Below are 23,262 nucleotides of genomic sequence, written 5' to 3'. Positions count from 1 at the left end.
CCAGCGTTGGAGGCCAGCTCCAAGCCCCCGCGGTTGCCGAAGTTACCCACCCAAGGCACACTGATCGTTTGGATTCTGGAGGAATCATGGCCTTAGAGCGCACCTTTGCCATCGTCAAGCCCGATGCCGTCAAGGACGGTCACATCGGCGAAATCATCGCCGCCATCGAGCAGAGCGGCCTGAAGATCGTGGGCCTCAAGCTGACCCAGCTTACCCGCGCCATTTGCCAGGGCTTCTACCACGAGCATGTGGGCAAGGGGTTCTATCCGGAACTGGAAGCCTTCATGACCGAGGGCCCTGTGGCCATCATGGTGCTCGAGGGCGAGAACGCCATCCTGCGCTGGCGTGACCTCATGGGCGCCACCAACCCCGCCAACGCCGCCGAGGGCACCCTCCGCAAGCGCTTCGGCGCCAGCATCGGCCGCAACGCCACCCATGGCAGCGACAAGCCCGAGAGCGCCAAATTCGAAGTGAGCTACTTCTTCAACGCCTTCGAGCAGATGTAATTTTTAGGCGAGGTCCCTGCAAAAATCGGCGCCAGTGGCGCCGATTTTTGTTTGAACGGGGCGAAGAATGGAGACTCACCCTTCCGCCACCGCCTGGAGGGCGGCCTGGCAGAGTCGGCGGACGCCCGGCAGGAGATCGACGCTCTGGAGCGCCTTGTCGCTGAACCACTGGCCGCCGGGAGGCGGCGTGGGCAGCTCATCCTCCGGAGCCTTGGTGCGGAGCAGGTGGCTGAGGTAGAGCCGCTGCTGGCCTTCGAGTCCTTCCAGCCGCAGCAGCCAGGGGGTCGGCAGTCGGCTGGTGCGCTCGTCGAACACCACGGGCAGCACGGAATGATCCACGAAGCGGAAGGGCATGCCCCAGGCGGCCTCGATCTGGGCATTCAGCAGGGCCGTCGGCAGGAAGCCCGGCGACCAGGGGATCTGGGCCGGCATGAGCAGGCCGCGATGGGGGCTGTGGGGCGAGGGCACCAGCAGGACGAAGGGGGTCTGCGTCCCGTGGACCAGCACGCCTTCGATGAAGGTGGTGAGGTGGACCCGGCCCTCGGCCATCAGCGCCCTCCTGCGGTTTCCAGTTCCTGCATGATGCGGTCGCGGGCGGCGGACACCTCGGCCACGGCGGCCTCCGGCTTGAGCTTGACGACCTCCTTGGTGCGGCGGTCGCGCAATTCCACGAGGCCCTCCTTCAGCCCCTTGGCCCCCACGGTGAGGCGCAGGGGGAAGCCGAGCAGGTCCGCATCCTTGAACTTGGCACCGGGGCTCAGGCCCTCACGGTCGTCGTGCAGCACCTCGAAGCCGGCGGCTTCCAGGTCCTTCTCCACCATGGAGGCCACGCCCGCGACTTCTTCGCTGCCGGGATCCAGGCAGACCACCTGCACCTGGTAGGGCGCGATGGGCCAGGGCCAGATGATGCCGTCGGCGTCGAAGTTCTGTTCGATGGCCGCAGCCACCGTGCGGGTGATGCCGATGCCGTAACAGCCCATCACCATGGGATTTTCCTTGCCCTGCTCATCCAGGAAGGTGCAGGACATGGACTTCGAGTACTTGAGGCCCAGCTTGAAGACCTGGCCCACCTCGATGCCACGGAAGGCTTGGTACTGGCCTTTCCCGCAGCGGGTGCAGGCGTCGTGCTCGGCGGCCATGCGCAGGTCCGCGAAGGTGCAGCCCGGCAGGTCGCGGGCCGGATCCAATCCGAAGTGGTGGTAGTCCGTCCGGTTCGCGCCGCAGGTGAGGTTCACCGCCCCTTCGAGGCTGCGATCCACCAGCATCTTCACACCCTGCAGACCCACGGGTCCCATGAAGCCCGTCTTGGCGCCGGTGAAGGCCTCGGCCTCCTCCAGGGGCATCAGCTCCATCTCGGCCGCGCCGAGGAAGTTCTTCACCTTCACGGGATTCACCTCGTGGTCGCCGCGCAGTACGGCACCAGCCAGCTGCGTGGTGCCATCCGCGAAAGTGACCCGGTAGAGGAAGAACTTGCTGGTCTGGGTGAGAGGCATGCCCTGGGGATGGTCCGCATCGATCATGCCTGCCGCCTGCTCCACCTGTCCCACGACGCCCGGCGTGCGGAAGTGGTCCCGCTTCAGCCCGAAGGCCTTGCCGTGGTCTCCGATGGGCAACACCGGGGCCTCCGTCTTCTCGATGTTGGAGGTGTAGTCGCAGGCGTTGCAGCTGAGGATCGCGTCCTCGCCGCTGCCGGCCAGCACATGGAACTCGTGGGTGAAGCTGCCGCCGATGGCACCGCTGTCGGCCTCCACGGGCCGGAATTTCACGCCCAGGCGCGAGAAGATGCGCTTGTAGGCATTGAACATGGCCCAGTATTCGCGGTCGGCGCAGGCGTCATCCGCATGAAAGGAGTAGCCGTCCTTCATGGTGAACTCGCGCCCCCGCATGAGGCCGAAGCGCGGGCGCCGCTCATCCCGGAACTTGGTCTGGATCTGGAAGAGGTTCATGGGCAACTGCTTGTAGCTGCGCACATTCTTCCGGACGACATCGGTGATCACTTCTTCGTGGGTGGGGCCGAGGCAGAAATTGTAGAAGTCGCGCTCGTCCGGCTTCTCGCCCTTCTGTCGGCGTTCGGCCATGTCGGCCTTGGCCTTGCGGTCGCAGAACCGGAGCAGTTCGTCGCCATAGAACTTCCAGCGGCCGCTTTCCTGCCAGAGTTCGGCGGGCAGCACCGCGGGCATGAGCAGCTCCTGGCAGCCGTCCTTGGCCAGCTCCTCGCGGACGATCTCCTCGAACTTGCGGATGCTCCGGAAGGCCAGAGGCAGGTAGCTGTAGATGCCCGCGGCCACTTTCTGGATCATGCCGGCGCGCATCATGAGCTGCTGGCTCACCACATCGGCATCGCGCGGCGTCTCGCGCAGGGTCTGGATCAGGAGCTTCGACTGCTTCATGGGGGCCTCGAACCTTCAAGTCTATACGAGGAAGGGGGGACCGCCTGCTCGCTTCGCTCGCGATGTCCCCCCTTCAACGCTCACGCATCTAGCATGGCCGCGGCTCTCGTGGCGTCAGGCCAGGAGGCCCTGCACCAGGGCACTGGCGGCCTTGCCGTCGAAGGCGCCGCCGTGGGCTGCCTGGAGGGCCTTCATCACCAGACCCATGTCCTTCTTGGCCGTGGCCCCGGTCTGGGCGATGGCCGCCCGAACGGCGGCCTCCAGGGCCGGCCCCTCGAGCATGGCCGGCAGGTAGGGCTTCAGCAGTTCGATCTCCGCCCGCTCCTGGGCGGCCCGATCCGTCTGGCCCACCTTCTCGAACTGGGCGACGCTGTCCTCCCGCGACTTCACCAGGCGCTTGAGCACCGCCAGGGCGTCGGCTTCGGCCAAGGTTCCCTGTGGGCCGAGCCCCTTGGCCACGGCTTCGTTCTTGTAGGCGGCCAGGGCCATGCGCAATACCTGGGTCCGCGGCGCATCCCGCGCCAGCATGGCGGTTTTCAGATCGGCCTGCAGGCGATTGAGCATGGGACTCTCCGGGGCGGAAGGTCCATGGTGACGCGGGCGCCCATTCCCCTCAATGCCAGAAATCATGCCGGAGAATTCCCTGGTCGAAACAAGGGGAATCAGACATTCGGCCGGGGTCCCATGAACGTCGCCTTCATCAATCCATTCATCGAAGCCACCCTTCGCAGCCTCGAAATGATGGCCAACATCTCGGCCGAGAAGATCGGCCTGTCCGTCAAAGAGGACTTGATCACCACCTATGACATCTCCGCCATCATCGGCATCACCGGAGACACTTCCGGATCCATCATCCTCAGCTTCCCCGTGGGCCTGGCCTGCCGCATCGCCGGCAACATGCTCATGGAGGAGATCGCCGACCTGAACCAGTCGGTGGAGGATGCCATCGGCGAGATCGGCAACATCGTGGTGGGCGACGCCCGGCGCCTGCTCATCCAGGACGGGTTCAGCCTCTCCATCTCGGTGCCCACCGTGGTGGTCGGCAAAGGCCACAAGATCAGCCGCAGCGGCGATGTCCCCTGCATCGCCATCCCCTTCACGACCCCCTTCGGGGAGTTCGAAGTGAATGTGGGGCTGAAGGATTGAAGGATTAGTCCTTGATCAATGCAGAACGGGCGCCCTGGGGCGCCCGTTCTGCACGGAAACGGCTTCGCCGTTTCAGCCTTAAGCCTTCTCGAACTTGATGACTTCCACGGGGCAGCCGGCGGCGGCGGCCTCGATGCTGGCCTCCAGGTCCGTGCCGAAGCTGCCGGCCAGGGCGCTCATTTCCTCACGGTTCTCGGAATCCACGCCGTCCTCGCGCACGGAGCCATTGATGTTGCAGCTGGTGTCCGTGACATGGAAGACATCGGGGCACTCGGCTTCGCAGGCATTGCACACGATGCAGCCTTCTTCGATCCAGACTTTGGTGATGGCCATGGTCGTCTCCTAGAGATCCAGTGGGGGCCCGGCGATGGGCGAACTCAATCAACCTAGCATCGCCGTGGCCCCGGACCAAGCTTCGCCTCGCCTTCGGAGGCGTGGGAGACTGGACTTGTGACGGAGGTCCGCCCATGAGCCTGCAGGAGACGGGAATTCTTGCCCAGATCCGGACCCTGCTGCCCGGAGGCGAGAGCCTGGTGGACGACTGCGGCGCCCTGCCCCCCACCCCGGCCGGCCACCGCCTTCTGGTGACCACGGACCTCATGGAATCCGGCCAGCACTTCCGCCTCGACTGGCATCCGCCGGACCTCTTGGCCCGCAAGCTCCTGGCCGTGAACCTGTCGGACCTGGACGCCTCCGGTGCCCGCCCCTTCGGCTACACCCTCACCCTGGCGCTGGGGCCGGAGATCCACGGCCCCTGGCTGGCGGCCTTCCTGGCGGGCCTGGCCGGGGCCTCCCGGGAGGCCGATGTCCAGGTTCTGGGCGGGGATACGGTGGGCCGGCCTGCGGGTCTGGGCCTGGGCCTCACGGCTTTCGGGTTCGCGGCCCGCTGGCTGCGGCGCGATGGTCTGCGGCCCGGCGATCGGATCTTCGTGGACCAGCGCCCCGGCGCCAGCCTCCGGGGCCTGCGGAAGCTCCAGGCGGGGCAGCGCTGGGATCCCGCCCATCCCGATGCGGATCTGGAGGCCCACCTGGCCCCGCGCCCGCGGCTGGGCCTCGGCCTCCGGCTGGCGGAGATCCCCGAGGTCCATGCCTGCCTGGATTTGTCCGATGGCCTGAGCCGGGATCTCCGCAACCTGGCCGAGGCCTCGGGTCTCAGCATCGTGCTGGACCCGGCCCTGGACGAGGATGCCCGGAAGGGCGGCGAGGACTATGCCCGCTGCTTCGGCACTTCTCTGCCCCAAGCGGATCTGGAATCGCGGCTGGGCCTGCCCCTCCTTCCGGTCGGCACGGCCATGCCCTGCGGGGTGGCCCCCCTCCTGGCCTATGATGGGGATTCGCTGCTCCCCCTGCCCGACCTCAGCTTCGATCACTTCGGATCTTCATGACGCATCACGACAAATCGCACCTCTGGGCCCGCACCAAGCGGTTTCTGGCCGATCCGGGACTGGAGCCGCACCATCTGGCCTGGAGCTTTGCCCTGGGGCTCTCCATCGCCTGGAACCCCCTGCTGGGAACGCACACGGGGCTGGTGCTGATCGCCTGCGCCTTGACGCGGAAGCTGCATCGCCCGCTCACCTTTCTGGGCGCTTTCACGAACAATCCCTGGACCATGGTGCCCATCGCCACGGCTTCGACCTTCTTCGGCAACCTGCTGCTGGGGCGCGGCCTGCACCTGGATCTCAGCGGCGTGGATTGGAAGAGCATCGGCTGGCAGAGCTTCACCTCCCGCGAGGGCTTCCAGGCCGCGGCCGCCATGCTCAAGCCCATCCTCGCGCCCTACCTGCTGGGTGGCTTCGCGCTGAGCGCGGTGGCCATACCTGTGGGATATTTTCTGATGCTGCGGCTGGCCCACCGGCTGCGCTCCCCCAGGCCCACGCCCACCCCCCTTCCTGGAGACTGACATGGACATGCGCTTCCTGATGAAACAGGCCCAGCAGATGCAGGCGAAGCTCGCCGAGGCTCAGGCCAATCTGCGCGTGGAGGGCACCGCCGGCGGCGAGCTCGTGAAGGTCACCCTCAACGGTTCCAAGGAGCTGAAGGGCATCTCCATCGCCAAGGACGCCATGGATCCCGAAGATCCCTCCATGCTCGAAGACCTGCTGGTAGCCGCCTTCCACGATGCCGCCGCCAAGGCCGACGAGGCCATGAAGAAGCAGATGGGCGGCATGGGCGCGGGCCTCAACCTGCCTGGCCTGGGACTATGAGGGCTGGGGCTCGCCCATGAAGCTGCCGCCGCCGCTCGAGGCCGTGGTGGAGAGCCTCCAGAAGCTCCCGGGCGTGGGCGCGAAGTCCGCCCAGCGGATGGCCCTCCACCTGCTGAAAGAGGGCCCGGAAGGCATGGCCCACCTGGCCCACCAGCTGCAGCAGGCCGCCGAGAGGGTGGGCTTCTGCCAGGTCTGCGGCGCCTTCACGGACCAGCCCACCTGCCCCATCTGCCTCGATCCCCGGCGGGATGCCACCAGCCTCGTCATCGTGGCGGAAGCCTCCAATGTGCTGAGCTTCGAGCGCAGCGGCCACTTCCGGGGCCGCTACCATGTGCTGGGAGGCCTGATCTCCCCCCTGCGCGGCGTAGGCCCCGACCAGCTGCGCATCCGCGAGCTGCTGAAGCGGCTGGAGGATCACGCCATCCAGGAAGTCATCCTGGCCACCAACCCCACGGTGGATGGCGAGGCCACCGCCAGCTGGCTGGCCCGCATCCTGGAACCCATCGGCGTCCGCACCACCCGCATCGGCCTGGGCCTCCCCATCGGCAGCGACCTCGAATACGCCGACGAACTCACGCTGGATCGCGCCATGGAAGGGCGGAGACCCGTCGGATAGCCGATGGGGCCGGTGGGCTAGGCGGAGGCTAGTACTTCACGCTCACATCGCCCTTCGCCCAGGTCTGGCAGGCGAGGCGCTGGTCGGCCCCGGCCTTGAGCACGCCCAGCACCCGGGTTTCGATGGCCCCCTTCTCGCTCAGGTGCTCAGCACCCTCCACCACGGTCACGAGACAGGTCCCGCAGCGCGCATGGCCGCCGCAGCGGTGGGGCAGCGGCACGCCCGCCCGGGTGCTGGCCGCCAGGAGGGCGGTCTCCTGCTCGCAGTCCGCGGTTCCGGGTTTCTTGCCGTCGAATCGGATGGTGTGCATGGAATACCCGTAAGTAAATAAAGCAATCAAGATAAGGGACCATGAGCCCCCCCCACTGTATCAGGGTGCCTGGCGTCCCAGGTGCGCTTTCGCCGCCGCGAGGAACCGCTGCCGGGCCCAGGCGTGATCCACGATCGGCTCGGGGTAGTCCAACCTTCCGCGGAGCGCCGCGGGGGCCCTCCAGGGTTCATGGACGAGGCCCGGGGGCAGCGCAGCCAATTCAGGCAGCCAGCGCTTCACATAGACGCCATCCGGATCGAACTTCAGGCCCTGGGAGGTGGGGTTGAAGATGCGGAACCAGGGCTGGGCGTCGCAGCCGCAGCCCGCGCTCCACTGCCAGCCGGCATTGTTCGCGGCCCAATCGCCATCGGCGAGCCAGGTCAGGTAATGGGCTTCGCCGCGCCGGTAGTCCAGCAGCAGGTGCTTGGCCAGGAAGCTGGCGGCCACCATCCGGGCCCGGTTGTGGACGAACCCCTCGGCCCTCAGCTGCCGGGCGGCGGCATCGACCACGGGATACCCTGTGAGGCCTGCCGTCCAGGCCCTCCAGGCGGCCTCATCCTCCCGCCAGGGAAAGGCCTGGAACTCCGCGCGGAAGGGGCGTTCCAGCAGCTCCGGCCATTCCCACAGCAGGTGGTGGCTGAACTCACGCCAAAGCAGCTCGTTGAGGTAGCGCCGCGCGGATTCGCCCTGGCCGCTCGCCGCCACCGCCCGCCAGACGGACCGCACGGAGAGGGTGCCGAACTTCAGATCGGCGCTGAGCCGCGAGGTTCCGGGGCGGTCCATGCGGTCCCGATCCGTGCCGTAGCTCGCCAGAGGCCCGGCCAGGAAGGCCCGCAGGCGCTCCCGGGCGGCCTCCTCACCTCCCCGCAGAAGCCCCGGGTTCGCGTCGATCCCCAGGTCGGCCAGGGCCGGGATGGGAACCTCGTCAGCGGAAATACCCTCAGGAAGTGGTGGAAGTTTTGGATGCAAACATTGAACCAACGGTAGATCTATCCGAGCCATGCTGGCTTTCCCGAAGGGCGTGAACACCCGGAATGGACCCCCCTGCCCATTCCGAACAGACCCCGGCGGCAGCAGGGTCTCCCCCTCGAACAGGCGGAACCCGGTGCCCTGGTGCGCCAGGGCTTCGCCCACCCGGCGATCCCGCTCCCGGCCGAAGGGCTCCACCCAGCGGTGAGCCAAGACGCGATCCACCCGCCATTGGGCCGCCAGCCGCGGCACCACCTCCACGCTGCGCCCTGGCACCACCAGCAGGCGCGAGCCCATCTGCGCGAGGCTGGCCTCGAGCGCCTTCAGCGATTCCAGCAGGAACTGCATCCGGTGGGGCAGTTCCCGGGCCCGCTCCGGCGCGAAAAAGAAGGGATCCAGCACGAACAGCGGGATCACCTCGCCCGAAGCCGCAGCCTCCGCCAGCGGACCGTGATCCGCCACGCGCAGGTCCTTGCCCCGGAACCACACGATGCTCCGCATCCTGCGAGCCTAGCGGAGATCCGGGCATCCAGGTCCCACCGGAACCTGGACGATCCTCGCCTCCGCCTTCAGATGGCCTGGCCGCCCCGCTCGCCGGTGCGGATGCGGATGCACTCCTTCAGGTCCTGGACGAAGATCTTCCCGTCCCCCACCTCGCCCGCGCCATGGCGGGCCGTGCGGATGATGGTGTCCACGGTGATGCCCTCGAAGTCGTCGTTGCAGGCGATGGTGATCTGGATCTTGGGGATCAGGTTCGGCACGACCTTCTTGCCCCGCTGGACCACGATCTCCTGCTGGCGCCCGTGGCCGCTCACCCGGGAGACGGTGATCCGTTCGATCTCCGCTTCGATCAGGGCCTCGCGAACCTCGTCGAGCTTCTCTTCAGGGATGATGGCGGTGATGAGCTTCATCGGATCCTCCTGATTCAGCCTGGTTCGGCCTAATTGAGATTGTTCAGCCCGTAGGCGCGTTCCCCGTGGATCTCGTGGTCGAGGCCGGTCTTCTCCACCGACTCGGCCACGCGGAAACCGACGACCTTTTCCACCAGCCAGGCGATGAGGAGCGTCATGACGACGGAGAACACGATGGTGGCGCCCACCGCGAAGGCCTGGACCTTCAGTTGGGCCAGCACCCCCCAGCCGGGCGACTTGGCTGCGGCTTCGGCCCACCAGGAATCCCGGATGAAGAAGGTGAGGCCCAGGGCCCCGACGATGCCGCCGGTCCCGTGGATCCCGAAGGCATCCAGGGAGTCGTCGTAGCCCAGCCGATTCTTCAACAGGATCATGCCGTAGCAGGTGCAGGCGGCGATGGCCCCGAGGGCGAGGGCCCCGCCCACCTGGACCACGCCGGCCGCGGGCGTGATGACCACCAGGCCCGCGAGGATGCCCGAGGCCATGCCCAGGCTGGTGGGCTTGTCCTCGCGGATGGTCTCGATCAATACCCAGGTGAGGGCGCCCGCGGCCGCCGCCACTTGCGTGACCGTGAGGGCCCGGGCGGTCTCCAGATTCGAGGCGATGGACGAGCCCGCGTTGAAGCCGAACCAGCCCACCCACAGCAGGCCCGCGCCGATGAGGGTGAAGGTCAGGTTGTTCGGGGCCATGGCGGTCTTCGGATAGCCGTGGCGGGCCCCCAGGAACAGGGCCAGGGCCAGGCCGGCCACGCCCGAGGAGATGTGCACCACCGTGCCGCCGGCGAAGTCGATGGCCCCCTTGGCCCCGAGGTTGAAGAAGTAGCCATCCGAGGCCCACACCCAGTGGCAGAGCGGGCAGTACACGAAGAGCACCCAGAGCGTGATGAAGGCCACCCAGCCCCGGAACGAGATCCGCTCCGCCACGGCCCCGGCGATCAGGGCGGGCGTGATGATGGCGAACTTGCCCTGGAACATGGCGAAGGCGTACTCGGGCACGCCCGCAGGAAGGATCGTGTGGTCGATGCTGCGGAGGAGGACCAGCCCGCGGCTCCAGCCGATGAGGCCGCCCAGGGCGTTGGGCCCGAAGCTGAGGGCGTAGCCCACCACCGTCCAGAGGACGCCCACCACGGCCATGGCCGAGAACGAATGCATCATGGTGCCGAGGACATTCTTGGTGCGGACCAGCCCGCCGTAGAACATGGCCAGCCCCGGCACCATCAGCAGCACCAGGGTGGTGGAGGTCAGCATCCACGCCGTGGTGCCCGTATCGTTCACCGGACCGGCGGTCCCGGCGGCCAGGGGAAGCCCCGCACCCAGGATGGCGGCGAGCGAAAGGGATCGCTTCCAGGTCATCGGTTCCTCCGAAAAAGCGTGCGGATCCAACCCATGCAATAAAGTCCTGGATTCTAAATCAATTTAATAAGCCATCCACCCGACATAAAAAATATTGATACAGGCATAACCCAGCCGCACAGGCCCCGAGCCGCTCGCCAAGCTGGAGGAGGAGCTCCCTTCAGGTCACCCGCTGGTCTCGCTGCCCAACGCCACCTGCCAGAGCCCGGTGGGATCGGGATGCAGCAGCCACTCGGACACCACGGGGCGGCGGGTCCAGGCTCCGAGCTCAAGCTCCTGATCCAGCTGGCCGGCGCTCCAGCCGGCGTAGCCCAGGAACAGGCGGTACCGGGCCGTGGGATCTCCCAGGAGGGCTTCCAGCAGATCCTTGCGATGGCTCACGAAGTGCGTGAGGTCCACCACGGTGTCCTCTTCTTCGGGCAACCCGCCCTGCACCAGGAGGATGCCCCGCTGGGGATCCACGGGACCGCCCCGCCAGGCCGTGGCTTCGGCGGAACCCTCATAGGCCATGCCGCCCTCCTCGCAGACCTGGGCCAGGGACAGCGGCAGGGGACGGTTCAGCACCAGCCCCAGGGCGCCTTCCTCGTCGTGCTCCACGATGAGCACCACCGCATGGAGGAAATTGGGATCCAACAGCGCGGGGCTGGCCACCAGGAGACAAGGAGCTTCGGGCGTCATGATGCCGATGATGATAGCCCACCGCCCCAGTCCGGGAGCCCGGATAGCCTGGAAGGATGCGTACGCCCCTACCATCCCACCTCGGCGCCCTTCGCGAAGGGGTGGCCCTCCTCCTCCGCCATCCCTGGCTCGCCTTCAGCCTGGTCCTGCTGGCCATGGTGCTGGCCCAGTTGGGCCCCGCACTGGAACTGGCGGCCGGCGCGACGCCCAGCCTGCTGACCCAGCCCATCTTCGGCTTCGCGGGTCTCCTTCCCCTGGAGATGTACTTCGTGCCGAAGCTACAGGCCCGGCTGGACGCCGAGACCTTGGACACCCCCGGCAACCCGGTCGCCGCCTGGCGGGAAGGCTTTGATCGACGCTGGGCCCTGGCCTTCCTCGTCCGCCTCGGACTCAGCGTGATCATCGGACTCGGGCTGCTGCTCTTCCTCGTGCCGGGCATCGTGATCCTCACCCTGTTCGGCTGGGCGCCGATGCGCATGCTGCTCCGCGGAGAGGCGCCGCTGACCGCCCTCCGCTGGAGCCAGGCCTCGATGGTCCGCCACTGGCCGCGGATCGTGCAGGCGGTGCTGGCCATGATGCTGGTGGCTCTGGTCTACCAGGTCGCCGCGGGCTGGAGCCTGGAACGGCTGCTCCCCACGGCGGATCCCGACCTGGGGCCCAGCGCCCTGCTGCGGCTGAAGCATCCCGCCTTCTGGCTCTTCAACCTGCTGGGAGGCGTCATGAACCTCTGGCTCAGCTGCTCCCTGCTGGCCCTGTACCACCGGCTGGAGGCCGCCGTCCTGCGGCCCTAGCTAGCAGCCGCAGTCCCGGACTTTTTCCCCGCCCTGGATGCAGACCTCGCAGACACGGATGGCCTGTCCGATTCCGATCAGCTCGACCTCCGGGCTGAGAAATCCCGGTTTGAGGGGTTCGGCCTTCATCAGGTCGGTGGAGAGGTATTTCTTGTTGCTGTCGCTGAAGACCGTCACGACCACCGCCTCCGGGCCGAGCCGGTCCTGGGCCTCAAGGGCCGCCAGGAAGTTGGCCCCGCTGCTGATGCCCACGCCCAGGCCCCGATCCGCCAGCTTCTGGGCCATGAGGATGGCGTCGCCATCGTCCACGGACAGGATGTCGTCCATCTGATCCAACTTCACGATGCTGGGAATGAATTCATCGGAGATGCCCTGGATGCGGTGCTTCCCCGTCTTGTGGCCCGTGTGCAGGGTGGGGGAGTTGGAGGGCTCCACGGGATGGATCCGGATGCCGGGATCCATGCCCTTGAGGAAACGGCCGACGCCCATCACCGTGCCGCCCGTCCCCACGCCGGCCACGAAGGCATCCGGCCTCAGCCCCTTCGAGGCGAGCTGGGCCCAGATCTCCGGGCCCGTGGTGGTGGCGTGGGCCTCCACATTGACCTCGTTGGCGAACTGGCAGGGCAGGTAGGCGTCCGGCGTCTCCGCCGCCCAGACCTCGCTGAGCCGGATGGACCCCAGGAACCCGCCCTCGACCGCGCTCACCAGGCGGATCTGCGCGCCGAAGGAGCGGATCAGGTCCTTCCGTTCCTGACTCATCCAGTCCGGCATGAAGATGGTCACGGGGTGCCCCAGAGCCCGGCCCAGGGCCGAGAAGGAAATGCCGGTGTTTCCGCTGGTGGCCTCGGCGATGGGCGCCCCGGGCTTGAGGGCGCCGCTCTCATGAGCCCTCCGGAGGACATGCAGGGCCATCCGGTCCTTGATGCTGCCCGTGAAGTTGAAGCTCTCGGCCTTGGCGTAGATCCGACGCGCCTGACCGCGAAACCGGACATCCACCGCCAGCAGGGGCGTACAGCCCACCAGGCGGCTCAGGGTTCGGAGGGTCTGCTGAATCTCGATCATTCCGGGGGCCTCACCATAAGGAGGCCTTCACCATCGCACGGCGGGATCCTTTGTTCATCCAGAAGCGAACGGGCTAATCTTCGTCGAGAAAATACCCCGGGTCCTCGATCTCCACCAGCTCCCCCGCCCCCATTCTCCGGCGCTGATCGGGGCTCAGGGCCACTTCGATCCAGCGCGGATCCGTGCGGCCATTGAGGAAGTGGGCCGAGGGCTCGGCGGCGTCGAAGGCCTCGCGGGTGCGCCAGAGGTGCACCCAGCCCACATGGTTGATGCGCACCCAGACCTTCATGATCGCCCCGCCCCCTTCAAGCCCGTCTGGTTCAAGTGCAGGGCCCCCCCGCTTCGCCTTCCTTGCGGAGCACCGACACCGCATGGAGGAGCAGCGGCCAAGCCAGCTGGATCTGCTCCAGCGCCGCAGCCGGACGGCCGGAAAGGTTCAGGATCACCGAACGCGATGCGATGCCGCAAACCGCCCGGCTGGCGAAAGCCAGCGGATGGCCGCCCTTGGCGCGGATGAGTTCGCAAATGCCGGGAGCCTCCCGCTCGATGACGCGGCGCGTGGCCTCGGGCGTCGTGTCCCGGGGGCCGAATCCCGTCCCCCCGCAGGTGAGGATCAGGGGCACCTGCTCGGCCACGGCCCGGCGCAGATCCACCTCCAGGACCGCCGGATCATCCGGCATGAGCGAGGCGGTGACCCCCGCCACGCCCTGTCCCTTCAGCCAACTGGTCAGCAAGGGGGTGGACTGGTCCTGGTACTCGCCCTTGGAGGCCCGGTCCGAGAGGGTGACGAGGTGCACGCGATCCATGCGGAGTCCTCCCTGAGTTGGCATCGGTTGGGCATGTCCCATCTGAGGATGCCACAATGGGCCATGGCCGACGCATCCCTGTCCAGATCCATCCGTCCCGGGGCCGCCCTGGGCCTGCTCGGCGGGGGCCAGCTGGGCCGCATGTTCACCCTGGCGGCCCGCAACCTGGGCTTCCGCGTCCACGCCCTGGATCCTGGCCACGACTGCCCCGCGGGCCAGGTGGCCGATCTCGAGATCCGCGCCGCCTACAACGATGTCTACGCCGCCCAGGCTCTGGCCCGGGGCGTGGATGTGGTGACCGTCGAGTTTGAGAACATTCCGGCGGAAACCCTCGAGGCCGTGGCCACGATCCGGCCCATGCACCCCGGGGCCCATGTGCTGCACACCGTCCAGCACCGGCTCCGCGAGAAGCGGTTCCTGGCCGAGCACGCTTTTCCCGTAACGCCCTTCCGCGAGATCAACACCGAGGCCGAGCTCCATGAGGCGACCTCCGCGCTGGGGTTCCCCTCGGTGCTCAAGACCGCCAGCTTCGGCTATGACGGGAAGGGGCAGAAGAAGCTGATGGGCGCCGCCGACATCGGCCCGGCCTTCGCCGCCTTGGGCGGCCAGCAGGGCATCCTCGAAGCCTGGGTGCCCTTCGAGCTGGAATGCAGCGTGATCTGTGCCCAGTCCGCCACCGGCGAGACCAGCGTCTGGCCCGTGGCCGAGAATGCCCACCAGAATCACATCCTCGACACGACCGTCTTCCCCGCCCGCATCCCTGCCGCCGCCGCCGCGCGGGCCCAGGCCATGGCCCTGGAGATCGCCAAGGCCCTGGGCGTGGTGGGCATGCTGACCGTGGAGTTCTTCCTCAAGCCCGGAGGCGAGCTGCTGGTGAACGAGCTGGCGCCTCGACCCCACAACAGCGGCCACGCCACCATCGACGCCTGCGTCACGAGCCAGTTCGAGCAGCAGGTGCGCGCCGTCTGCGGCCTGCCCCTGGGGGACACCACCCTGCTCCGCCCCGCCGCCATGGCCAACCTGCTGGGCGACCTGTGGCCGGCAGACGGCGAGCCCGCCTGGGAACGCCTCCTCGCCCATCGCGAGGTGAAGCTGCATCTCTACGGCAAGACCGACGCCCGCCCCGGCCGGAAAATGGGCCACCTCACCGCCCTGGCCGACACGCCGGAGGAAGCCCTGGCGAAGGTCCTCGCCGCCCGGGAAGCCCTGCGGGGATGATGCGCCTTGAGCCGCCGGGCCATCCCGGGCCACACTCGTTCTGACCGGAGGAGGGCGGTGGTGGACAGCGACCCGCAGGAGCCCAGGCCGGACTCCCGCCAGGACGAGGCGGATCCCGGGTCCTCCGGTGCCGCCTCGGTTTCCACCTCCGGCGGCGATCAAGCGACAGCCCTGGTCCGCTTCGCCGAAACCGACGACACGCTGACGCCAGACTCCCGGCCCCACTTGTGCGGGAAGCCTCGGGTTCCCCGCGTGTCCGGAGAGAGCTCCGAAATCGCGCCCCACCTCCGGGCCCCGGGAGAGGATCCCTGGGACAGCCTTCCCGCCCCCGAAAGCGAGCCCGGCTCCAGCGGGCGCCAGGTGCTCCGGGTGTTGACCCTGCCCGCCTGGAAGCACTACCGGAACCTGCGCTTCTTGGCCCAGGGCGGCATGGGGCGAGTGTTCAAAGCCTACGACCCCACCCTGAAACGCACCGTGGCCCTCAAGTTCCTCCGACGCGACGAACCGGACCTCGTGGCGCGGTTCTCCCTCGAGGCCCAGCACCAGGCCCGGATCGACCATCCGAACATCTGCCGCGTCTACGAGGTGGGCGAGTGGCAGGGCCAGAGCTACATCGCCATGCAGTTCTTGGAGGGCGAGACCCTCGATGTCGCCCGCCTGAACCTCACGCGGCCTGAGATTATCCAGATCATGGAGACCGTGGCAGAGGCCATCCATGCGGCCCACCGCACGGGACTCATCCACCGCGACCTCAAGCCCGCCAACATCATGGTGCAGCGCGGAGAGGCAGGGCTGACGCCCGCCATCCTGGACTTCGGCCTCGCCCGGGGGCACGAGAACCAGCAGCTCACCCAGCAGGGGCTGGCGGTGGGGACGCTCCACTACATGGCCCCCGAGCAGGCCCAGAGCGACCACGCGAGAATCGACCGGAGGACCGATGTCTACGGCCTGGGCGCCACCCTGCACAAGGCCCTGACAGGCGAACCCCCCTTTGCCGCCTTCGACGGGATGGAGGTCCTGCGCCGGACCCTCGAGGTGGAAGTGCCGCCGCTCCGCCGCCTCGTCCCGAACCTGCCGGAGGACCTGGACACCATCACCCGCAAATGCCTGGAGAAGGATCCCGCTCGGCGGTATCCGAGCGCCCTCGCCCTGGCCGAGGACCTGCGGCGCTGGCGCGAGGGAGAACCCATCCTGGCCCGGAAGCCCTCGCTCGCCTATCTCGTGCGCGTTTGGATCCGGAGACACCGGCTGGTGACGGCGGTGGCGGGGACCGCCCTGGTGGCGATCCTGGCCCTGGCAGGCGTGGCCATGGCCACGGCGGCTTCCGCGCAGGCCCGGGCCCGTCATGCCCAGCATTTCGGCCAGGAGGCGGAGCGCATCGAGGCCGTGCTGCGCTATGCCCACCTGCTCCCGCCCCATGATGTGCGGCCTGAGCTGGCCCAGGCCCGGGCCCGCATGGCCGCACTGGAAGTCGAGGCCCGCCGCGTGGGTCCCCTGGCCGCGGGTCCTGCGGCCTACGCCCTGGGGCGCGGCCATCTGGCCCTGGGCGAGGTGGAGCCCGCCCGGCAGCTCCTGGAGCAGGCCTGGGACAGCGGATTGAAAGGCCCTGAGGTCTCGCTGGCCCTGGGTCGCGCCTTGGCCGCCAGCTACCAGCGGGCGCTGGATCTCGCCCGGGCCCTGCCCTCCCGCGAACTGCGCGAGGCGCGGGAAAAGGAGCTGGCCCGCGACCTGCGCGCCCTCGCCCTCACGCGGCTGCGGGAAGGCGCTTCTGCGGCCCTGGAAGCCCCGGCCTACCACGAAGCCCTGGTGGCCTTCATGGGTGGACAGTGGGACCAGGCCCAGGTCCGGGCCCGGGCGGCCCTGGCTGCCACGCCCTGGCTCTTCGAAGCCAAGCGCCTGGAGGGTGAGGCCCTCCTGGAATCCGCCAAGGCCCTGCCCAGCCCCGTGGAGGCGTTCCTGCTGCTGCAGCAGGCCGAAGCCACACTAGCCGATGCCCGGCGTCTGGGTCCCAGCGACCCCGCCACGGCCCTGGCCGAAGTTCGCGTCCTGGCCGAGCAGGTCGTCCAGCGCCTCGCTTCGGGGGGCCAGGCCGATGCCCTTCTCCTCCGATGCCGGGAGGCCGTTCGGCGATCACGCGCCCTTCAGCCCGATGGCGGCCAGGCCCCCGCGAATCTGGCCCGGGCCCTCATCCGCTGGGCCGAGCTGCGGCCCCCGAACGCTCCGGAGACCCGGGCCGCCCTCCAGGAAGCCGCCGCCCTGTCCGCCGAGGCCTTGCAGCTTTCTCCGGAGGACCCCGCCATCCTGGCCACCCGCATCCCCGTGCTCCTGGTCATCGGCATCCGCGATCACCGGGCCCGCCGGATGGACCCTCTGCCCCTCTACCAGGAGGCCCAGGAGCTGGCCCGGAAGGCCCGCCTGCGCCATCCGCAGGAGCCCCTCTTCCCCGCCCTGCTCGCCAGCGCCTGCATGCGGCGCATGACCTGGGAGATCAACACCGGCACCCCCCCCTGGGCCACCTTCGAGGAGGGGCTGACCCAGGCGCTGGCCCTGCGCGACCGGTTTCCCGACTTCATCGGCGGATACCAGGGCCTGGCCAGCCTCTGGGTGGAGCGGGCGGAGTACGAGCGGCGCCATGGCCTGGACCCCCGTCCCTCCGTAGCCGCCGCCCTGGAGGCCCTGAGCGCCGCCGCGCGCCGGGGGCTCCGACTCCGCCATGCGGGTTGGAGCGAAGGCGACGCCCATCTGATCCGGGCTCAGTATCTCCTCGCCACCCAGGGCGGCGGGGAAGAGGACTTTCGACGGGCCACCGAGGAATACCAGCGCGTCCTGACGGACAACCCCAACCTCCTCCAAGCCCACAACGCCCTGGCCGAGGCGGCACTGGGGCGGGCCCAGAGCCGGCTGGAGCTGGGCCAGGATCCCCGGCCGATGCTGGCGGAAGCGGCGGATCACTTCGAGCGGCTTGGCCACCGATCCTCGGTGCCCGACCAGACTGAATACCTCAAAGGCCAACTCGCCCTCCTGCGCGGCCGCCTCCGCCTGGCCTCCGAGGGCACCCCCGACCCGGACTGGGCTCAGGCCATGGCCGCCTTCCGCCGGGCGGTGGCCCAGGGCGGCCTGGCCAAGTCCCAGCTTGGTTTGGCGGAGGTCCTGGCCCGGGTCTATCGCCACCGGGGCCGGGCCCAGGACCGGATCCAGGCCCTGGCCGCCGCCCGGAAGGCCCTGGAACTGGATCCCCTCCATGCCGAAGCCTGGCTCTGGATCGCCGTGACCGAACAGGAGGCCGCCCGGCGCGGCGACGAGCGCGCCGCGGCCCGTGCCGGGGAGGCCTGGAACCGGGCCCTCAGCCTGGACGCCAATCTGCGCCGGACCGCCCTCAGCCTCGGGATGCCCTGAGCCTCACGGCCATTCGGAGGGCAGACAGTCGGGGGTCTTCAGCGCGATGAGGGCCGTGCCCCCGGCTTCAGGAGCCGTGGCCGCATCCTTCGGCTTCGCCTTGGGGCAGGCGCGGTCCCGCACCTCCTTGGCCATGGCGGGATCGTGCTTCACCTGGTCGTAGTAATCCGCCAGCACACTCCAACCCGCATCGCCCCAGACCAGGAGGCAGTTCTGGTCGAGATCCACCGGGAAGGTCTGGGGACCGCCGTCAGTCTCGACCGTCACGACGATGGAAGTGAGCCGGTTCATGGAAGCTCCTTGATGCGCTGCCGACAGGCTACCGGATCAGCCGCGCTGAACCTGCTCCAACACGAAGAGGCCGCCCTCACCACCGCGTCCATCCCAGCACCCACAGCACGCCCAGCACGGCCAGGGCGTCGCGGTCACCGGGATCCATGCGCTCGTTGCGGCGGGCGAGCTCTTCGGGGCCGGGGCCGCGCATGACGACGCGGTGGGTGTCCTGGGCCGGGTCCTCCAACAGCACCCAGTCCGGGGCCGTACGACCCACCACGGCGGCGCCCAGGCGCAGAGTGCCCGGCTTCCAGCGGACCTCCAGGGGTTCCCACTCGCCGGCGTTCATCAGCCGCCAGGGGCCTTCAGCGGGCGCGGCACCCAGATCCAGCACCGCATCCCGATCCAGGAACCGCACGATGAGCCGGGCCTGGGGCGGGGTCGTCGATTCGGGATGCCGGCAGCCGAGGCCCGTCAGCAGAAGCAGGGTGAGGAACAGGAACCGCATCGGGCCTCCCTGCTGAATGGCGGGCCGAGCTACCCGACCCGGGCCGGAACCTCGCCGTAGATGTTGTCCCGCTGCCAGGGCTCGTAGCCGGCGGCGCGGATCATGCGGGTCATCTCGTCCTTGTTCACGCTGTAGCAGGTGCCCGCGGCGCTGACGACATTCTCCTCGAGCATGAGGCTGCCCATGTCGTCGCAGCCGTAGTGCAGGGCCAGCTGGCCGGTCTTGCGGCCCATGGTGACCCAGCTGCTCTGGATGTGCGCGAAGTTGTCGAGGAAGATGCGCGCCACGGCGATGGTGCGGAGATACTCCACATCCGTGGGCTTGGGCACCTTGCCTTCCCAGGGCGTGTGGCCGCTCTGGAAGGGCCAGGCCGCAAAGGCCGTGTAGCCGCCGCCATTGTTCCGGGCCAGGGCGCGGTCCTGCTGGTCGCGCAGGGCCTCCAGATGCTCGATGCGCTCGGCCAGGGTCTCCGTGATGCCGAACATCATGGTGCCCGTGGTCTTCACGCCCTCTTCATGGGCGGCTTCCATCACTTCGAGCCACTTGTCGCGGCCACCCTTCAGGGGAGCGATCTTCTTGCGGATGCGGTCCACCAGGATCTCGGCGCCGCCACCGGGGATGGAACCGAGGCCCGCCTCGCGCAGATCCGCGATGGTCTTGCCCAATGTCTGGCCGCTCAGCTTGGCCATCATCTGGATCTCCACCGGCGAGAAGCCGTGGACCCAGATGCCGAGATCGTGGTGGAGGTAGCGAACCAGATCCAGGTAGTAGTCCCAGGGCAAATCCGGGTTCACGCCGCCCTGGAGCAGGAAGCCCGTGCCGCCGATGGCCTGGGTTTCCTCGGCCTTCTGCTTCAGCTGCTCCTTCGTCAGCACATAGCCGCGCGTGTCGCCGGGCTTGTGGTAGAAGGCGCAGAAGGTGCAGTAGACATTGCAGATATCGGTGTAATTGACATTGCGATCGATGACATAGCTGACGCGCCGCGGATCGGCATGGCGGTCCCGGACCACGGTGGCGGCGACGGCGAGGTCGGGCAGCTCGGCCTGCTCGAGAAGCACCAGGGCTTCCGCGGCAGAGATTCGGCGCCCCTGGAGCACGCCCTCCAGGATGGCTTCGGGCGAGGTGACGCTCTTGAGCATGTCTAGACCTTGTACCCCATCACCTGGAGGCAGCGGCGGCAGACGCAGTCCTGCCCCTCGATCCCGTGCTGGAAGTGATCCAGCGTGTAGGGATTCCGGCACTTCTCGCAGATCTGGGTGGGCTCGGTGGTGGTCTTGGGGGCGTAGAGGTGGGTGGGATCGGGCATGGCGGACTCCGGATCTTCAAGGATACCAAAGGCGGCCCCGCGGGGCCGCCTTTGGTCGGAAAAGCCAGGGACGCCTACTCTTCGACGGCGCCGGCCTTGGCACTTTCGTGGGGGCGGGTGTTGCGCTTGTCCTGCAGCTTGTGGGCCTGCACATCCAGCTTCTCGACAGCCTGGGTGATGCTGGCGTACATGTCGTCCGTGGTGGCGGAGGCGACGAAGGCGCTCGCGCGGGTCTTCAGCGTGATCTCGGCCGCGTGGCGATGCTTCTCCACACTCAGGATCACATGGACATCGATGATGTCGTCCAGGTAGGTGGCCATCTTGTCCAGCCGCTCCTTCGTGAACTGCTTCAGGGGCTCGGTGAGCTCCATGTGGCGGCCGGTGTAGTTGACCTTCATGGGACACTCCTGAAAAGGGCCGGGTGGCCCGTGGATCGTGGATCCGGCCCTGTTATCGGCGCCGGCGCTGGGAAGCTGGTGGAATCTTCAGTTCCTCCCGGTACTTGTTCACCGTGCGGCGCGCCACCTTGATGCCATCCCGTTCCAGCAGCCCGGCGATCGCCTCGTCGGAGAGCGGCTTGGCCGGATCCTCGGCCTGCACGAAGGCCTTGATCCTGTGTTTCACCACGGTGGCGGAGATGTCGGATTCCTTGGGCCGGGCCGAGAAGAAGTAATTCAGGTCGTAGAGGCCCTGCGGGGTGTGGATGGTCTTGGCCTTCACCACGCGGCTGATGGTGCTTTCGTGGAAGCCCGTCGCCTCGGCCACATCGCGCAGCACCATGGGGCGCAGGCGCTCGATGCCGTGTTCGATGAATTCCTTCTGCAGTTCCACGATCTGGGCCGACACGCGGAGCACGGTGCGGTTGCGGTCCTCCACGCCTCGAATGAAGTCCCGGGCGCTGCGGAACCGCTCGCGGATGAAATCCTTGTCGCACTTGGCTTCGCTGGAAGCCATGAAACGCGGATATTCGCCGTTCACCCGCAGCCGCGGAAGCCCTTCATCGTTGAGGTAGACCTTCCAGTTGCCGTCCTCGCCCCGGAGCACCACCACATCCGGCTTCACCACCCGCTCGCCCTCGGGGTCAAAGGCCCGGCCCGGGGAGGGGTTGAGGTGCTTGAGCTGTTCCATGGCCAGGCAGAGCTCTTCCTCCGTGCAGCCCAGGGCCTTGCGGAGCTTGCCACTGTCGCGCTGGGACAGCTGCTCTGAATGATCCTGGATGATGCGGACGGCCAGATCGTCGGGTTCCGCGCCCGCGTGGCGGAGCTGAAGCAGCAGGCTTTCCTGCACCGTGAAGCAGCCCACACCGGAGGGATCGAACTCCTGGAGCACATCCAGCGCCGCGCGAAGCTCTTCCTCGGTGACGCCGAAATCCGCCGCCAATGCCGCAGGGCTGACCTCCACGGAAGGCTGGTCGGGATCCAGGCGGATGAAGCCCTTGGGGTCCATCCGGTCGATGAGCCGCTCCACCAGGGGCGCCCGGGGGTCCTCGTGCTCCAGGGTCTCGTAGAGCTGGCCCACCAGATGATCCTGCAGCGACTCAAAGGCGCTGAGCCGGTCCTCCCAGGAGAGGCGATCCTCCTCCGGCAGGTTGCTGGTGCGGGGAAGATCCTGGTCCCAGCTGTTCTCTGCGCCCAGTTCGGTTTCCTGGACCTGGGCCACGCCCTCTTCCGTGAACCGCTCCAGATCGTTTTCGGGATTCATTTCACCCGCCGCGTCCAGCATCGGTCCCAGATCGACGGTGTCCACCCCCTCGGGCAGTTCGACGCCATCGGAGGCCTGATCACCCGTGCCTTCCGTCACATCCGAATCGCGGCCTTCTTCGATGGCTTCGAGGGTGGGTACCTCATCGCTGTCATCGGCCAGCTCCAGCAGGGGGTTGTCCTCGAGTTCCCGCTCGATGGTCTGCGACAGTTCCTGCAGGTTCATCTGCCACAGCTTGAGCTTCAGCTGCATGGCTGGCGTGAGCGCGAGGGTCTGGCTCTGGGCCAGGCGCTGGGAGAGGAAGGGACCGGCTGCCATCAGTCCAGCCTGAACCGGTCGCCCAAGTAGACCCGGCGAATGTCCGGATCCTCTGCGATCTCACTGGGCAAGCCGTGTTTCATGATCATCCCGTCCGCCAAGATATAGGCGCGGTCGGCGATCTGCAAGGTCTCGCGGACATTGTGGTCGGTGATGAGCACGCCGATGCCTCGCGCCTTGAGGTCGGCGATGAGGCCCTGGATCTCCAGCACGGACTTGGGATCCACGCCGGCAAAGGGCTCGTCCAGAAGCATGATGCGGGGCTCGGTCACCAGGGCCCGCGCCAGTTCACAGCGCCGTCGCTCGCCGCCCGACAGGCTCATGCCCAGCGTGTCGCGCACCTTGTCCAGGTGGAAGTCGGCCAGAAGCCGTTCACAGCGGTCCTTCTGCTCCGCCTTCGGGACCGGCTGCAATTCCGCCAGCGCCATGAGATTCTCCCACACCGTCAAACCCCGGAACACGCTGGACTCCTGGGCCAGGTAGCCGATGCCCAGTCGTGCCCGCCGATGCATGGGCAGGGCTGTGACATCCTGCCCCAGCCAGCGGATGCTGCCGCGATCCGGGGCCTCCACACCCACCACCATGTAGAAAGTCGTGGTCTTGCCGGCCCCGTTGGGCCCCAGCAGCCCCACCACTTCGCCCGTGCCCACGCAGAGACTCACATCCCGCACCACGGTGCGGTCGCCATAGCGTTTCTGGAGGTTCACGGCCTCAAGGCAGGGAGTCTGCTCGGTCATGGCTCTATCAGAACATACTGGCTGCCCGATCGCGCCGGGGCCGCGCGCCTGGTCGGCGCGCGGC

At 68.0% G+C, this 23,262-nt stretch carries 28 protein-coding genes; 9 read left to right on the top strand and 19 right to left on the bottom strand.

All coding sequences use genetic code 11. The annotated features are described in order from the left end of the window. Positions 1-86 precede the first annotated feature (86 nt). The gene (gene ndk, locus QZ647_RS05465) at positions 87-506 is read left to right on the top strand and encodes a nucleoside-diphosphate kinase (protein WP_291271192.1); all 420 of its coding nucleotides are present in this window, start codon (positions 87-89) and stop codon (positions 504-506) included. 75 nt (positions 507-581) lie between these two features. Here ndk and QZ647_RS05460 read toward each other — a convergent pair whose 3' ends face one another. From QZ647_RS05460 to QZ647_RS05450, 3 genes are all read right to left on the bottom strand, one after another. After that, on the bottom strand, positions 582-1,055 hold the full coding sequence (locus tag QZ647_RS05460) for a hypothetical protein (RefSeq protein WP_291271191.1): 474 nt from the start codon (positions 1,053-1,055) through the stop codon (positions 582-584). Continuing rightward, entirely contained in the window at positions 1,055-2,896 is a 1,842-nt protein-coding gene (gene proS, locus QZ647_RS05455) for a proline--tRNA ligase (RefSeq protein ID WP_291271190.1), read from the bottom strand. The genes QZ647_RS05460 and proS overlap by 1 nt, the downstream gene beginning before the upstream one ends. Positions 2,897-3,010: 114 nt before the next feature. Then, the gene (locus QZ647_RS05450; protein ID WP_286353354.1) at positions 3,011-3,460 is read right to left on the bottom strand and encodes a GatB/YqeY domain-containing protein; all 450 of its coding nucleotides are present in this window, start codon (positions 3,458-3,460) and stop codon (positions 3,011-3,013) included. Positions 3,461-3,580: 120 nt separating this feature from the next. Between QZ647_RS05450 and QZ647_RS05445 the strand changes: the two genes are divergently transcribed. After that, positions 3,581-4,042, top strand: a complete 462-nt coding sequence (locus QZ647_RS05445) for a chemotaxis protein CheX (RefSeq protein ID WP_286353355.1) — start codon at positions 3,581-3,583, stop codon at positions 4,040-4,042. Between the two features lie 78 nt (positions 4,043-4,120). Here the strand turns inward: QZ647_RS05445 and QZ647_RS05440 are convergent, their stop codons facing one another. Then, the gene (locus QZ647_RS05440) at positions 4,121-4,375 is read right to left on the bottom strand and encodes a ferredoxin (protein ID WP_291271189.1); all 255 of its coding nucleotides are present in this window, start codon (positions 4,373-4,375) and stop codon (positions 4,121-4,123) included. A gap of 134 nt (positions 4,376-4,509) precedes the next feature. Here QZ647_RS05440 and QZ647_RS05435 point away from each other — a divergent pair, with 134 nt between their 5' ends. Genes QZ647_RS05435 through recR form a run of 4 tightly spaced genes read left to right on the top strand, consistent with a single transcriptional unit; the run spans position 4,510 to position 6,862 of the window. Continuing rightward, entirely contained in the window at positions 4,510-5,427 is a 918-nt protein-coding gene (locus tag QZ647_RS05435) for an AIR synthase related protein (protein WP_291271188.1), read from the top strand. Continuing rightward, complete coding sequence (locus QZ647_RS05430; protein WP_291271187.1) at positions 5,424-5,942, top strand: DUF2062 domain-containing protein; 519 nt, start codon at positions 5,424-5,426, stop codon at positions 5,940-5,942. Before QZ647_RS05435 ends, QZ647_RS05430 begins: the two co-directional genes overlap by 4 nt. Position 5,943: 1 nt before the next feature. Further along, complete coding sequence (locus tag QZ647_RS05425; RefSeq protein WP_286353359.1) at positions 5,944-6,246, top strand: YbaB/EbfC family nucleoid-associated protein; 303 nt, start codon at positions 5,944-5,946, stop codon at positions 6,244-6,246. 16 nt (positions 6,247-6,262) lie between these two features. Beyond that, on the top strand, positions 6,263-6,862 hold the full coding sequence (recR, locus tag QZ647_RS05420; protein WP_291271186.1) for a recombination mediator RecR: 600 nt from the start codon (positions 6,263-6,265) through the stop codon (positions 6,860-6,862). 28 nt (positions 6,863-6,890) lie between these two features. On the opposite strand, the gene QZ647_RS05415 is transcribed toward recR, so the two are convergent. From QZ647_RS05415 to QZ647_RS05395, 5 genes are all read right to left on the bottom strand, one after another. Next, positions 6,891-7,172: a 2Fe-2S iron-sulfur cluster-binding protein gene (locus tag QZ647_RS05415; protein ID WP_286353361.1), complete on the bottom strand. Its 282-nt coding sequence runs from the start codon at positions 7,170-7,172 to the stop codon at positions 6,891-6,893. A 60-nt stretch (positions 7,173-7,232) separates the two neighbouring features. Then, a complete protein-coding gene (locus QZ647_RS05410; protein WP_291271185.1) occupies positions 7,233-8,642 on the bottom strand; it encodes a deoxyribodipyrimidine photo-lyase in 1,410 nt (469 codons plus the stop codon). Positions 8,643-8,710: 68 nt separating this feature from the next. Beyond that, positions 8,711-9,052 carry a P-II family nitrogen regulator gene (locus tag QZ647_RS05405; RefSeq protein ID WP_286353364.1) on the bottom strand — a complete coding sequence of 114 codons (342 nt, stop codon included), beginning with the start codon at positions 9,050-9,052 and terminating at the stop codon, positions 8,711-8,713. 29 nt (positions 9,053-9,081) lie between these two features. Further along, entirely contained in the window at positions 9,082-10,404 is a 1,323-nt protein-coding gene (locus QZ647_RS05400; RefSeq protein WP_291271184.1) for an ammonium transporter, read from the bottom strand. A gap of 165 nt (positions 10,405-10,569) precedes the next feature. Next, the gene (locus QZ647_RS05395; RefSeq protein WP_291271183.1) at positions 10,570-11,082 is read right to left on the bottom strand and encodes a YqgE/AlgH family protein; all 513 of its coding nucleotides are present in this window, start codon (positions 11,080-11,082) and stop codon (positions 10,570-10,572) included. Between the two features lie 56 nt (positions 11,083-11,138). On the opposite strand from QZ647_RS05395, the gene QZ647_RS05390 reads away from it, so the two are divergent. Further along, positions 11,139-11,873: a hypothetical protein gene (locus QZ647_RS05390; RefSeq protein ID WP_291271182.1), complete on the top strand. Its 735-nt coding sequence runs from the start codon at positions 11,139-11,141 to the stop codon at positions 11,871-11,873. On the opposite strand, the gene QZ647_RS05385 is transcribed toward QZ647_RS05390, so the two are convergent. The 3 genes from QZ647_RS05385 to QZ647_RS05375 form a co-directional block, all read right to left on the bottom strand. Then, positions 11,874-12,935, bottom strand: a complete 1,062-nt coding sequence (locus QZ647_RS05385; RefSeq protein WP_291271181.1) for a cysteine synthase family protein — start codon at positions 12,933-12,935, stop codon at positions 11,874-11,876. Positions 12,936-13,008: 73 nt separating this feature from the next. After that, complete coding sequence (locus tag QZ647_RS05380) at positions 13,009-13,224, bottom strand: hypothetical protein (protein ID WP_291271180.1); 216 nt, start codon at positions 13,222-13,224, stop codon at positions 13,009-13,011. Positions 13,225-13,255: 31 nt separating this feature from the next. Beyond that, on the bottom strand, positions 13,256-13,741 hold the full coding sequence (locus QZ647_RS05375) for a MogA/MoaB family molybdenum cofactor biosynthesis protein (RefSeq protein WP_286353370.1): 486 nt from the start codon (positions 13,739-13,741) through the stop codon (positions 13,256-13,258). Between the two features lie 63 nt (positions 13,742-13,804). Between QZ647_RS05375 and QZ647_RS05370 the strand changes: the two genes are divergently transcribed. Next, positions 13,805-14,959: a 5-(carboxyamino)imidazole ribonucleotide synthase gene (locus tag QZ647_RS05370; RefSeq protein WP_291271179.1), complete on the top strand. Its 1,155-nt coding sequence runs from the start codon at positions 13,805-13,807 to the stop codon at positions 14,957-14,959. A 60-nt stretch (positions 14,960-15,019) separates the two neighbouring features. Further along, the gene (locus tag QZ647_RS05365) at positions 15,020-18,355 is read left to right on the top strand and encodes a serine/threonine-protein kinase (RefSeq protein ID WP_291271178.1); all 3,336 of its coding nucleotides are present in this window, start codon (positions 15,020-15,022) and stop codon (positions 18,353-18,355) included. Between the two features lie 3 nt (positions 18,356-18,358). On the opposite strand, the gene QZ647_RS05360 is transcribed toward QZ647_RS05365, so the two are convergent. The 7 genes from QZ647_RS05360 to lptB all read right to left on the bottom strand — a co-directional run bounded on the left by QZ647_RS05360 (position 18,359) and on the right by lptB (position 23,198). After that, positions 18,359-18,646, bottom strand: coding sequence for a hypothetical protein (locus QZ647_RS05360; protein WP_291271177.1), 288 nt, complete (start codon positions 18,644-18,646; stop codon positions 18,359-18,361). Between the two features lie 76 nt (positions 18,647-18,722). Beyond that, positions 18,723-19,136, bottom strand: coding sequence for a hypothetical protein (locus QZ647_RS05355; protein ID WP_291271176.1), 414 nt, complete (start codon positions 19,134-19,136; stop codon positions 18,723-18,725). Positions 19,137-19,165: 29 nt separating this feature from the next. Further along, a complete protein-coding gene (locus QZ647_RS05350; RefSeq protein ID WP_291271175.1) occupies positions 19,166-20,275 on the bottom strand; it encodes a CofH family radical SAM protein in 1,110 nt (369 codons plus the stop codon). Positions 20,276-20,277: 2 nt separating this feature from the next. Next, positions 20,278-20,442, bottom strand: coding sequence for a hypothetical protein (locus QZ647_RS05345; RefSeq protein ID WP_291271174.1), 165 nt, complete (start codon positions 20,440-20,442; stop codon positions 20,278-20,280). Positions 20,443-20,516: 74 nt separating this feature from the next. Continuing rightward, positions 20,517-20,840, bottom strand: coding sequence for a ribosome-associated translation inhibitor RaiA (raiA, locus tag QZ647_RS05340; protein WP_291271173.1), 324 nt, complete (start codon positions 20,838-20,840; stop codon positions 20,517-20,519). A gap of 52 nt (positions 20,841-20,892) precedes the next feature. Next, positions 20,893-22,461: an RNA polymerase factor sigma-54 gene (rpoN, locus tag QZ647_RS05335; RefSeq protein WP_291271172.1), complete on the bottom strand. Its 1,569-nt coding sequence runs from the start codon at positions 22,459-22,461 to the stop codon at positions 20,893-20,895. Next, entirely contained in the window at positions 22,461-23,198 is a 738-nt protein-coding gene (gene lptB / locus QZ647_RS05330; protein WP_291271171.1) for an LPS export ABC transporter ATP-binding protein, read from the bottom strand. The genes rpoN and lptB overlap by 1 nt, the downstream gene beginning before the upstream one ends. Positions 23,199-23,262: the final 64 nt, after the last annotated feature.

Source organism: Geothrix sp., from assembly GCF_020622065.1.
In the GTDB taxonomy this organism is placed as follows: Bacteria; Acidobacteriota; Holophagae; order Holophagales; family Holophagaceae; genus Geothrix.
Note: the sequence above shows the minus strand (reverse complement) of the source record. Positions and strands in the feature narration are given on the sequence as shown.